At 56.8% G+C, this 12,770-nt stretch carries 7 protein-coding genes; 5 read left to right on the top strand and 2 right to left on the bottom strand.

The features are described from left to right. The first annotated feature begins 7 nt into the window (after nucleotides 1-7). Nucleotides 8-2,257, top strand: coding sequence for a glycoside hydrolase family 3 C-terminal domain-containing protein (locus AC5S27_RS23305; RefSeq protein ID WP_493936954.1), 2,250 nt, complete (start codon nucleotides 8-10; stop codon nucleotides 2,255-2,257). Between the two features lie 9 nt (nucleotides 2,258-2,266). Here AC5S27_RS23305 and moeB read toward each other — a convergent pair whose 3' ends face one another. Continuing rightward, the gene (moeB, locus tag AC5S27_RS23300) at nucleotides 2,267-3,460 is read right to left on the bottom strand and encodes a molybdopterin-synthase adenylyltransferase MoeB (RefSeq protein WP_493936953.1); all 1,194 of its coding nucleotides are present in this window, start codon (nucleotides 3,458-3,460) and stop codon (nucleotides 2,267-2,269) included. A 53-nt stretch (nucleotides 3,461-3,513) separates the two neighbouring features. After that, a complete protein-coding gene (locus AC5S27_RS23295; protein ID WP_493936952.1) occupies nucleotides 3,514-3,945 on the bottom strand; it encodes a M67 family metallopeptidase in 432 nt (143 codons plus the stop codon). A gap of 169 nt (nucleotides 3,946-4,114) precedes the next feature. Between AC5S27_RS23295 and AC5S27_RS23290 the strand changes: the two genes are divergently transcribed. From AC5S27_RS23290 to AC5S27_RS23275, 4 genes are all read left to right on the top strand, one after another. Beyond that, entirely contained in the window at nucleotides 4,115-4,600 is a 486-nt protein-coding gene (locus AC5S27_RS23290; RefSeq protein ID WP_493936951.1) for a hypothetical protein, read from the top strand. Between the two features lie 65 nt (nucleotides 4,601-4,665). Continuing rightward, on the top strand, nucleotides 4,666-5,229 hold the full coding sequence (locus tag AC5S27_RS23285; RefSeq protein WP_493936950.1) for a PPC domain-containing DNA-binding protein: 564 nt from the start codon (nucleotides 4,666-4,668) through the stop codon (nucleotides 5,227-5,229). A gap of 386 nt (nucleotides 5,230-5,615) precedes the next feature. Then, nucleotides 5,616-9,032, top strand: coding sequence for a TonB-dependent receptor domain-containing protein (locus tag AC5S27_RS23280; protein ID WP_493936949.1), 3,417 nt, complete (start codon nucleotides 5,616-5,618; stop codon nucleotides 9,030-9,032). Between the two features lie 326 nt (nucleotides 9,033-9,358). Then, nucleotides 9,359-12,721 (top strand): TonB-dependent receptor, encoded by a 3,363-nt coding sequence (locus tag AC5S27_RS23275; RefSeq protein WP_493936948.1) that lies wholly within the window; start codon nucleotides 9,359-9,361, stop codon nucleotides 12,719-12,721. Nucleotides 12,722-12,770: the final 49 nt, after the last annotated feature.

The raw sequence follows: 12,770 nt of genomic DNA, 5'->3' as shown, positions 1-12,770 counted from the left end.
CCGCGCTTTGAAACTCACTCCGATCTCAAGCTTGATCCTGCTTGCCTCGTCTGTTGCACTCACGGCACAGGCGCCGTCCACGTCCCACTATCCATTTCAGGACCCGTCGCTGCCACTGGAAAAGCGCATCGACAATGTGCTGTCGCTGATGACGGTTGAGGAGAAGATCAACAGCCTGGACACGAGTGGCGTGGTTTCTCCGCGGCTGGGTCTTCCCGGGACGCCGATCGGAGAGGCGCTGAGCGGTGTTGTGCTGGGCGGACCGATCTACAGTATGTTGTCGATCGTGCCCGGCCCGACGCAGGGCCAGGCCGCGCCGGTGACGCCGACGACACAGTTTCCGCAGGCGGTGGGGTTGGCGCGTACGTGGGATCGGGATCTGATGCACCAGGCGGGAGCGGTGATCGGCTCCGAGGCGCGGTACATCCACGAGAACAATATGAATGCGAAGTCGTTTTTGGTGGTGCTGACGCCGAATGCCGATCTGGCGCGCGATCCACGCTGGGGCCGCGACCAAGAGAGTTACGGCGAAGACGCCTACTTCAACGGCGCAATGGCTGTGCCGTTCATTCGCGGCATTCAGGGCGACGATCCCAAATACTGGCAGGCGGCATCGCTGGTGAAGCATTTTCTGGCCAACAGCAACGAGAACAATCGTTATGGCTCGTCCTCGGACTTCGATGCGCGACTGCTGCGTGAGTATTACTCGGTGCCGTTCCGCGAGGCATTTGAGAAAGGCGGTGCGCGGTCCTTCATGGCTTCGTACAACGCGTGGAACCATGTGCCGATGACGGTGAATCCGATCCTGGAAGATCTAGCGGTGAAGCAGTGGGGAGTTGACGGGATCATCTCGACCGACGCGGGTTCGTTGCAGAACATGGTGGCTGCGCACAAGGCGTATCCCGACCTCGAACATGCCACGGCGGCGGCGATGAAGGCGGGCATCGGGATGTTCCTGACCATTGGCGAGGACTGGAAGGCGGCGGTGAAATCAGCGCTTGCCGACAAGCTGATTACCGAACAGGATCTGGATAACTCCCTGCGCGGAAGCCTGCGGGTGGAGTTCCGTCTCGGCCTGCTGGACCCGCCGGATCAGGTGCCTTACTCGAAGGTGAAAGGGCAGCCGAACCCGGTCGATTCGGCGGAGCATCATGCCATTGCGCTCAAGGTTGCGCATGAGTCGATTGTGCTGCTGAAGAACGACAAGAATTTCCTGCCGCTGGACCGGAAGACGCTGAAGTCGATTGCCGTGGTGGGTCCGCTCGCCAAGGCAGTCCTGCCGGATTTCTATGGCGGCCAGCCGCCGTATACGGTCACGGTGCTGGATGCGATTCGCAAGACGGTTGCGCCTTCGACGGCTGTCATGACCGGGCTGGACGACACCGACGCGCAGACGCTGAAAGCGGCGAAGACAGCCGAGGTTGCCGTGGTGGTTGTTGGGAACAACCCGACCTGCGGACGGACGCCGCAACAGCTTTTGGGGAGCCTGATGAGCAGCATTGCCCCGGCGGCTGCATGTGCCGTGCCGGGTGAAGGCATGGAGAGCAGCGACCGCCAATCGCTGACGCTGGCGCAGGAGGAACTGATCAAGAAGGTCTATGCGGTGAATCCGAAGACGGTGGTGGTGCTGGTAGCGAGCGCGCCGTTTGCCATCGACTGGACGCAGGAGCACGTGCCTGCGATTCTGCACACGTCGCATAATGGGCAGGACGAGGGAACGTCGGTGGCCGATGTGCTCTTCGGCGATTACAACCCGGCGGGGCGGCTGGTCCAGACCTGGGTGAAGTCCGAAGAGCAACTGCCCCCGATGCTGGACTACAACCTGCGCCATGGCCGGACGTATATGTATCTCAAGAGTGCGCCGCTCTATCCCTTTGGCTACGGGCTGAGCTATACGAGCTTCAAATACGCCAACCTGAAGCTGAACTCCGATACGTTGAAGGCCGGCGGCGAAGTGACCTGCACCGTCGACGTGACCAACACCGGGTCGCGCGACGGCGACGAGGTGGTGCAGCTGTATGTGCGGCATCTCGGCTCAAAGGTCGAGCGGCCGATCAAGGAGTTGAAGGGCTTTGAACGCGTGGCCATAGCCCATGGGCAGACAAAGCAGGTGAGCTTCGCGGTGAAGGCGAGCGATCTGGCGTACTGGGATGAGGCCGGCAATCGCTGGGTGGTGGAAGCAGAGCCGGTCGAGATTCAGATCGGAAGGTCTTCGGCGGATATTGCCGTCACGAAGACCATTCCGGTCGTAAATTAGGCTCGCCGGTTAGTACTTCTGCACAGTAGGGTCGATCTCATCGGACCAGGCGAGGATGCCGCCGGCGACGTTTGAGACCTTCTGGAACCCGTTGGCCTTGAGCAGCTCAGCGATCTTCTGGCTGCGTGCGCCGCTGCGGCAGTGGACGAGGATTTCCTGCTCGGGGTTCAGTTCGCTCAGGCGGGATTCCACCTCGTTCTGCGGAATCAGCTTGCCGCCAATCTGGGCAATTTGGAATTCGTAGGGTTCGCGCACGTCGAGCAGGAGGAAGTTGTCGTTGTGGGCTTCCTTCTTGTCGAGGCGGTCCTTCAGCTCCTTCACCGAAATCTGCGGGACGCCGTTCTTGACCGGTGCGTCGGCTGCCGGCTCGGCAGAGATGCCGCAGAACTGGTTGTAGTCGATCAGCTCGGTCACGGTGGGATTGGTGCCGCAGACAGGGCAGTCGGGATTCTTGCGCAGCTTGAGCTCGCGGAAGCGCATGGTGAGCGCATCGACGAGAAGCAGACGGCCGACGAGCGGCTCGCCCTTGCCGAGGATCAGCTTGATGACTTCCGTCGCCTGAATGGTGCCGATCATGCCGGGGAGAATGCCCAGTACTCCACCCTCAGCGCAGCTCGGGACCAGGCCCGGCGGCGGCGGTTCGGGATAGAGGCAGCGGTAGCAGGGGCCTTCTTCGGTGGCGAAGACGCTGGCTTGGCCCTCGAAGCGGAAGATGCTGCCGTAGGCGTTCGGCTTGTTGAGCAGGACGCACGCATCATTGACCAGGTAGCGGGTCTGGAAGTTGTCCGTGCCGTCGGCGATGATGTCGTACGGGGCGAAGATTTCGAGCGCGTTGGCGCTGGTCAGCATGGTGTCATGCGTGACGACGTTGAGCGCCGGGTTGAGCGCGAGGAGCTTTTCCTTGGCCGAGTCCGTCTTCTTGCGGCCGATGTCCTTGGTCGAGTGGATGATCTGCCGCTGCAGGTTGCTCGCGTCCACCACGTCGAAATCGACCAGACCGAGCGTACCGATGCCGGCGGCGGCGAGATAGAGCGCAAGCGGCGAGCCGAGGCCTCCCGTGCCGACGCAAAGTACCTTCGCGGCCTTCAGGCGCTGCTGGCCTTCCATGCCCACCTCGGGCAGGATCAGGTGGCGGGAGTAGCGTCCCAGGTCGTCGTTGGTCAGTTCCGGCAGCGTTGCGGCGTCAGCGAATGCAGAGGTCATTGTAATGAGATTCCTTCGAGTGCTCTAAGAATCAGGATAACGCAGAGGCGTTGTCAGGAAATGATTTGGAGTTCTTCGGCTTCAAAACGCTTGTCGTCCTCGGTCGTTCCGCCGAGCAGGAAGGATCGGGTAGCGATCGCAGCGCCTTTCTCGACGGACGTAATCACATAAGAGCAGCCAATCCAGTGGGCCTCAACAAGGTCCGTCGTGGACCAGTGGGCTGGGTGATTGGGGTGCGAATGGTAAAAGCCGACGATCTGGAGCCCGGCTGCGCGCGCCTTCCGCTCGGCACGGATCAGGTCCAGCGGGGCGATGTCGTAGTGCTTCCAGGGATGATCGCTGGTATTTTGGGCTGGGATGGCTTCGGTGACGATTCTGTCCATTTTGTCTACGGTCCCCAGCAGAATCCCGCAGCACTCATGCGGATAAGCAATCTCTCCGTGCTGGCGGAGTTGGTCGTGGACGGCATTTGGCAGGATCAGCATCGGTTTTGCCTCTGGAAATTGCGATTGTCCGAGCGCATGTGCGAGAGTTGAAGTAATCGGCGAATCTGCCGATATCTATTTCAACACCTCGCAACGGACGGCGCCTTGGCTGGGAATTGTAACGCAGGCATTGCCACCGGGACTGAAGCGAGGGACTGGATCGTTCTCAATGGCACGGAAGACGAAAGCTCCTACCTTGGAGCAGATTCAGGATGCGCTGACTGCGCATGGTTTTGCGGTAACACCTGCTCCCGGAACCTCAGGCGGGCTTTGGGTGGCGAAGTATGGTTGTGCTGCAGTGCTGGTGCGCGGCACCGGCGCCACGGCGGCTCCGGGTCTTGATCCTGGATCGGACACGGTCGTAGCCTTCCAGGATCGGCCAGGTGCGGTAGTCAAGGGCGAGATTGCGCGCTTGCTGGACCGTGGCTACCAGAAATTTCTGAAGACCTCGAAGTACGAAATTCCCGCTACCGCCGCACAATTGCAGGCGATCCACCAGTTCACCGAAGAGCTGACGCAGGTCACGGGCGGCATCAGTCTGTATAACGAGGCTTTGGGCACCACCAGCGATCTGTATCAATATGACCGGGTGAAGGGCCGCGAAACGCATCAGAAGGCGCCGGTACGGCCCTGGGAGCTGGCTGGCGGACATTGATCCAGTTGATCCGGCCGTCGAGATGAGAACTGTTTGAGCTGGTATCGACACAATCGGAGGATGGCGTGAGACTCTTTCGGATAGTTTCAGGTTTGATTCTCGCGCTCGCTGTTCTAGCTCAGGCACAGGCGCCTCCATCCAGGGAAATTTCTCCGACGCGCCCCGTTCCATCCGGCCAGGCCCCGCACATGCAGGTCAAGGTGCTGAAAGACACGCCGGAGGAGAAGGTCTACGTCATCGTCTTCCTGAAAGGGGACGAAGTGCTGAGCGGCCTGACCGATTTTGCGACGCAATATAAGGTAGGCGACGCGCACTTTACCGGTATCGGCGCCATCAGTTCAGCAACGACTGCCTGGCTCGATCTGGAGCACAAGATGTACCATCCGACTGTGACCAAGGAGCAGGTCGAAGTCCTGTCCCTGATTGGCGATGTGGCCACGTTCAACGGCAAGCCGGTCGTGCACATGCACGCCGTGCTGGGCCGCCGGGACGGTAGCACCGTGGGCGGACACGTCTGGGAGCTGCATGTGAATCCGACCGTGGAAGTATTTCTCACCGCCAACTCCGCTCCGCTGAACAAGCGCGCCGATCCGGACAGTGGTATCAAGCTGATCGACCCTGCTCCTTGAACCTCGAATCCACGTTCAGAAGCTGCGGCAAACGACGAAGAAGGCAGTGGAGCTGCATAACTTCTGCGTGCTACACCTCCGCAGAGAGATAGAAGAAGTCACCTCTCCTTTGCAGCAGAGATTTAAACCCAATTTTCATAGAATTTGGGTTGATATACCGAAAAACGTAGAGACGATAAGTTTTCAATATCGTAAACAGCTCATACAAAGCCGTTTGCCTGTCTGGAGAGAATGGCCATCCACTTGCATTCATAGCAACAGAATCCGCGAAGGCCGATTTGTAGTACGCCTGTTCCGTATTACACGCTCAGCCCGATTTTGGCTGACAGGATTAGCGGGGTTGTTCCGCATCCCTTGACCATTCACAATTCTGGAAGGAAGACCGAATGTACGACTTTAGAAAGTCTTTTTGCTCAATTGCTCTCGGCGTGGCGCTAGCCGGCGGCACGTTTACCACATGCATTGCCCCGAAAGCGGCGTTTGCTCAGGCTACCAGTGGCAACATCTTCGGACTCGTGGTGGATAGCAGCGGCGCAGTTGTGATCAAAGCGAAGGTCCAGGTTGTCAACGTAGCTACGGGCGTCGAAGTGGATGCAACCACGAATGCAAACGGCGAGTTTACTCTACAAAATCTGTTGCCGGGTAAGTACAACATCACGGGAACTGCGAGCGGCTTCAATACTTACGTCCTCAAGGACTTTGAACTCAAGCTCAATGAGACGGCCACAGCCCGACTGGTATTGCCTGTTGCCTCCGCTTCCACTGTTGTTGAAGTTACTTCAGAGGCTTCCGTCGCTCTCGATACCACGACGACACAGCTGCTAACCACCTTTGAAACCAAGGAAATCAACGATCTTCCCGTTGCCTCCGTAGGTCTGGGTGTCCTCAACCTTTCACTTTTGTCTCCGGGCGTAGCTTCCAGCGGTGCCGTTGGTGCAGGCCAAGGCCCGTCGGTTGGAGGGCAGCGTCCTCGTGCGAATAACTACACAATTGAAGGTATTGATAACAACAACAAATCCGTGACCGGTCCTCTGGTGTATGTACCCAACGATGCGGTCGGCGATTTCACTCTGATCACGAATCAGTTTTCGCCAGAGTTTGGCCACTCGACGGGAGGCCAGTTCAATACCAACATCAAGAGCGGCACCAATAAGATCCATGGCACGGCGTACGAATACTTTCAAAATCGCAATCTGAATGCTGAAAACGCCATTCAGGGTGGCAAGATTGCCAATCCTCGGTACGACTTCAACCGCTATGGCGGCGAGGTTGGCGGACCCATCTGGCGCAATAAGCTGTTCTACTTTGGAGGCTACGAGCGTCAAACAACCGGGCAGTCGGGCCAGTACTACCTCTGCACGCCGACCGCGGACGGCATAGCTGCCCTCGGGACAGTTGCCAATCTCAGTGCAACAAATCTTGGTATCTACACGAAGTATGTCCCTGCTTCGCCCAGCCAGATTGACGCCACGAAGGACAATGCATGCTTCAATCAATCCTCGGGCGGTCAGTTCCTGACTGTGTATGATGGCACGGGCTTCAATTCCGATACAGGCGAATTTGCCAGTGGGAAAGCGACCCAGATTCCGCTGGGTAACCTTCTCGTGAGCGCACCGGTGTTCAGCAATTTCGATGTCCTGACAACGGGCTTCGATTACACGCTTTCGCCAAAAGACAGCCTGCGTGGTCGCTACATTTACAACACCCTTGGTTCTCTCGATACGGCTGCGGCACTTCCAGCTTTCTACCAGTCGGCTCCGAACAAGTTCCATTTGATCGCGATCAGTGAATACCACAACTTCACTCCTAATCTGATCAATGAAGCGCGCCTCGGATTTAACCGCTACGCCAACATCACCCCGTCTGGAAACTTTACTTTCCCCGGCTTGGACTCTTTCCCGAACCTCACCATCTTCGACCAGAATCAGCTGAATATCGGTCCGGACGGCAACGCACCGCAGTCCACCATCCAGAACATGTACCAGTTCACGGACAACGTTAGCTGGATCAAAGGTAAACACACGCTGAAGTTTGGTTTCGATGGGCGCAAGTTCATCTCCCCGCAGAGCTTCACCCAGCGTGTTCGCGGCGACTATCAGTGGGACAATCTGACAGAGTATCTGCATGACCTGGCGCCCACCGCATTCGGCGAGCGCTCGACCGGCAACTTCTTCTACTACGGCGATCAGACAGCGTTCTACGGCTATGTCAACGACACCTGGAAGGCGAGCGCTAAGCTCTCGATCAACGTGGGTCTCCGCTACGAATTTACATCTGTTCCGCAGGGTGAACGTGCGCAGGTCCTGAACATCTCCGCGAGCGTTCCTGGCCTGATTGTCTTCTCCACGCCTAAGCCTCAATACAACAACTACACTCCACGCTTCGGAATCGTGTACGCTCCGGACGAAAATACCTCAATCCGCGCAGGCTTCGGCATGGCCATCGATGTGCTCTACGACAACCTTGGCACCCTTTCCTTCCCGCCACAGTATTCTTCAACTCAGGACGTAGGCTCCGGAGCTCCAGGCGCGCCGAACCCGGGCGATCCTAACTTCCTGGCGAGCGGCGGCCTGCCTCCGGGCAAGGGAACTCTGCAGACCTTCGCGACGATCGCCGATCAACGCGCTGCTACCTCTGCTTACATTCCCAACCAGAAACTGCCGTACGCCGAGACCTGGTCTCTAGGAATCGAACGCGTCTTCCATAAGGACTACACTTTGGAAGTTCGCTACCTCGGTACCCGGGGCATCCACTTGCCTGCCCAGGTTCGCTTGAACAAGCAGCCAAAGGTTGATTCCGCCCACAGCCTGCCAACCTACTTCAGTGCGCCGGGCGATGCGGAAAAGGCAGCTTTGCCAAATACCCTCTCGTCGATTCTCTCCCGGTCCAATTACGTTTCGGACTACTTGAATGCTGGGTTCACCAACAATCTGACGTCCTTCCAGCCGGCTTCGGAGTCGAACTACAACGGCCTGGCCGCTAATCTTACCCGTCGCTTCCAGAAGGGACTCCAGGTAAATCTGGCCTATACCTGGAGCAAGACCATGGACGACGCCACGGCTGACGTATTCTCCACCGTGCTCACCCCGCGTCGTCCACAGGATTTCCAGAGCGTCAAGAGCGATTACAGCCGTTCTGCTCTGGATCGTACCCACCGGCTCACCTTCGAAGCGGTATATGACCTGCCTATCTTCAAGAATTCAAACTGGTTCCTGAAGAATCTGGCCGGTAACTGGGAAGTTGCTCCGATCTACACCTACGAGTCTCCGGAGTACGCCACCACCCTCTCAGGAGATGACGCCAACGGAAACGGCGATGGTACCTATACCGACCGTACGATCGTCAATCCGCACGGCAAAAAGGGCACCGGCACCGGCGCGACAGCGCTCTACGATCCAAGCCGCGCGGCTTCTGCCTGCGGTGAAGGCGTAGCAACGTGCAACGGAAACCTGGTTGCATATCTCGCAAATGATCCAAATGCTGAGTACGTTCAGGCAAAAGCAGGAACAATTGCGAACGCGTCGCGGAATACTCTGCCCATCAATCCGATCAACAACCTGGATGCCACCGCCGTTAAGCGGTTCAGCTTCTCGGAGCGCTACAAGCTTGAATTCCAAGCCCAGGCGTACAACGTCCTGAATCACGCGCAGTACATTCCGGGAACCATCGACAACATCAACTCGCCCGGTTATACGGCTAGCCTGTCCTTCCAGGAGCCCCAAAACCCGTCCTTCAACCAGCCAGGAAAGTTCTTCACCGCCAATGCCCGCACTATGCAACTGGCCCTGAAGTTCTCCTTCTAACCGATTTCTGAAAACTGCATGGAAGCAGAAGGCCGCAGCTCTCGAGCTGCGGCCTTCTGCTCAGTAAGACAACCGAACGGCTACAGTTATTCATAGAATCACTGGTAATATATGTAAAAGGGTATATAGTCCACTTTTGACCAGATTGCAAACTATTCACCTGTATGGTCTTTGCCGTGATCTTAGATTGGCCATTCACGTGCAATTCATACTTGCAAATGGCACCGCTCGATGTGTGCCAAGCCGGGCAGCACTAAATCATTGCTCGCCAGCCAGGTCCCACTCTCAAATCATTTTTCCGCAAATTACACTTCTGGAGGAATTACGTGACAGGAATCAGGCGAGTAGTATTTGCCCTGCTCATGCTCTTTGTTGGAATTGGCACCGCCCTTGGTCAAACTTCGAATGGTTCTATCGTGGGTGCCGTAACAGACGCGAGCGGCGCAGCGGTGGTCGGCGCAACTGTGACTGCAGTCTCCGCAGACACTGGCAGCGTAAGAACCGGGATTACCGGTGCCGATGGGCTCTATCGAATTGAGTCGGTCGTGCCTGGCGTCTACAACATCACAGCGTCAAGCACCGGGTTTTCAGATACCGTGCTGAGCGGCTTGGTTGTTCCGGCGACAAGCCCCACGTCTGCTTCGCTCGTTCTCAAGGTCGGGGGGGCAACTGACAAAGTTGAAGTTTCGGCGGACAACGCTCTCCTCAACACCGACAACGGTCAACTGAGCGGAACCATAGGCGCCCTCGAAATCAGCAACCTGCCCATCAACAGTCTCAATCCCTACGAACTGGCCCTTACACTTCCCGGCGTAACCTCTGTGACGCAGGGCGCATTCTCGAACGGTGTCACCTTCAACGTCGGCGGCGGTCGTCCCCGCGCCAACAACTTCCTTATCGAAGGTCAGGACAACAATGACGCAGGTATCGCAGGCCAGGGACTACAACCTGGTAACGACGAAGCCGTCAAAGAAGTTGTCATTATTGAGAATGCTTACACTGCAGAATACGGCCACGGTGCCGGCTCAGTCGCGAACTTGATCTATAAGAGCGGTACCAACAGCTTCCACGGTTCGGTATTTGAGCGCGCACAGAACTCTTCGCTTGACACCATCGACAAGTACGACCACTTCTATAACAACGGCGTCAGCAGCGCTGCAAAGTATCGTGAGAATCTGCCTGGCTTCACCATCGGCGGGCCTATCGTTAGGAACAAGGCCTTCTTCTTTGCGGCTTACCAGTGGGACTACTATCGATCCACTGCGGCTCTTTCACCTTTGGCTATTCCGACCGCTGCTGGCTTCGCCGTCCTCAAGGCTCTTCCAAGCAACACGCGTATCAACAATCTCATTCAAGCCTATGGCGGTCTCGTCGGTGTTGTGAACCCGAACGATCCTCAGCCCTCGCTCGACCTAGGTCCTGACCCGGCAACCGGAGCCGAACGCGGGGTCGTCCAAGTGGGTCTCATCCAGCGTAATCTCGGTGCGGACTATAACTCGCCGGAGCTTGACCTTAAGGGCGACTACATTTTCAGCGAGAAAGATACCATCAACCTTCGCTTCATTCGCACCCGTTTTGTCGCTCCATACGACGTGTTTAACTTCACAGGCCAGCTCCCTGGTTTTGACTCCGATCAGGATGGAACTTCCTACAACACTGGCATCGTCGAGACGCATGTCTTCTCTCCCAAGGTGGTCAACGAATTCCGTCTCTCCTATGGCCGCATTGGATTCTCCTTCGGACTGCCAGCAAGCACTTTGGCAAATCCCTTGTATGATCAGCCCGCTGTCAGTATCTCAGGGCTCACAGGCTACGGTATCCCGGGAAATATCCCGCAGGGACGCTTCCACAACACCTATCAGGTACAAGACTCCATTAGCTGGACCAAGGGGAAGCATTTCTTCAAGATCGGCACCGACATCGAAGATGTCCGTGTTCGAGATCAAATTCCTTTCAACTTCTACGGAAGTATTGGTTTCGCCAAATCCACCTTCGCGACCAACGTCCCTTCGACGGGGACTCAAAATTGCAACTCCAACCCGCCGCCCGACAGCGGCTGTGCAACCTACACCGCTCTAGCGAATTACGTGGATGACTTTGGCGGTGCCAACTCGACCGTAGCCCAAAACTTCGGTAGCCCCATCGCACGTCCGCAGCTTATCTCCCAGAACTACTTTGTTCAGGACACCTTCCGTCCTCTGCCGAACCTGACGCTGGACATGGGCTTCCGTTATGAATACAACGGCGCTCCTTTCAATGCACCGGGCACGCCGTATCCCGGAATTGACTTCAACGACATTAGTTGCTTCCCCTTGACCGAAGGTTCTAACTGCAACACCAAGCAGCAGGCAGATGGTTCACAGTGGGGCCCCCGAGCTGGCATCACCTACAGCCCTCAGTTTCTCGGCCAACATAAAACTGTGGTGCGCGCTGGCTTCGGCGTTTTCTATGATGTGGTCTACACCAACATTATCGACAACATTCAGGCCAGCGCACCGAATGCGGCATCACCAGTCATCACCAGCATCGCTTCGGCATCGCACTCGCGTGGCACAGGCGCTTGGGACTCACAATTTGCCAATCTCAATAAGTCTCCGCTTCCTGGCAACACAGCGGAACCGATCGTGGATCATCTGCTCTCGCCTCGCACCATTCACTACAACTTCGGCTTGGAACAAGAACTACCCTGGTCCACGACCCTACAGGTCAACTATGTCGGTGAGCGAGGGGAACATCTCTATGGCAACGAGAACCTGAATCCGTACGTTAACGACTACTTCTTTGGTTCTCGCGTCATTCCAACACGCGGAGCCATCATCGCTCGGGACAACTCAGTTGACTCTAACTACAACGGACTGTGGGCTGAGCTTGATCACCGCTTCAACCATGATTTCCTCTTCCGAGCTTCGTACACTCTGGGTAGGTCTTTCGACAACGGTTCAGAAATTTTCACTTTCAATAACCAATCCTCCTATCCTTTCAGCCGCTTCCCAACCAACCGTGGCACGAGTGATTACGGTCCGTCCGCTTACGATCACCGCCAGCGCCTTGTTTTGACTTATATCTGGCAGCCGCACGTCATTCATACCGAAGGATCGATGAAGATCATCGGTAACGTCATCAACCATTGGGCTCTTGCCGGAATTACTCAGTTCCAGACTGGCAGCCCGGAAAACGTCGAAGTTGGTACCGATGTTGATGGTGATGGCATCGGCAACGACCGCCCCGTTGTTTCCAATCCCAAGGCTTCCTTGAAGACGTACGCCTTCGACGATTCTTGGTATTACGGCGTGTCCGATGGTGGCCTCTGCTCAGGACCGTCTCTTTGGTACACAAACAATCCCTGCGAGCCAGTAAATGCTTCCGATGTTCACTGGATCGTTCCTGCGTATGGCACGCACCCGGTGAGCCCCGTATCCCGCAACAGCGTTTATAGCCAGGGATTCCAGCAGTGGGATGTCAACATCCAGCGCTCCTTCAAGCTGTATAAGGATGCGCTTCTCGACTTCCGTGGTGAACTCTTCAACGCATTCAACCACGGCGAAGCCGGGATCGAAAACACCACCCTGGTCAGCGGCATCCCGACCGATGCTTTCACCGGACCAAACGGGGCGAATACTTTCCACGACCCCACATACACTATCTCTGGACATCGCCACGCGCGTTTGTTCATCCGTATCCGCTTCTAGCTCCAGAAGCCCCAACCTGAAGGCCGCAAATCTCTTGATTTGCGGCCTT

The sequence above is a fragment of the Acidicapsa borealis genome, assembly GCF_059115245.1.
The sequence above is the reverse complement of the archived record's forward strand: the minus strand, read 5'-3'. Positions and strand labels throughout refer to the sequence as shown.

Excerpts from the sequence above, each read along its gene's own strand:
- moeB (WP_493936953.1), bottom strand. The coding sequence starts at position 3,460 with ATGACCTCTGCATTCGCTGACGCCGCAACGCTGCCGGAACTGACCAAC.
- AC5S27_RS23295 (WP_493936952.1), bottom strand. The coding sequence starts at position 3,945 with ATGCTGATCCTGCCAAATGCCGTCCACGACCAACTCCGCCAGCACGGA.
- AC5S27_RS23290 (WP_493936951.1), top strand. The coding sequence starts at position 4,115 with ATGGCACGGAAGACGAAAGCTCCTACCTTGGAGCAGATTCAGGATGCG.
- AC5S27_RS23280 (WP_493936949.1), top strand. The coding sequence starts at position 5,616 with ATGTACGACTTTAGAAAGTCTTTTTGCTCAATTGCTCTCGGCGTGGCG.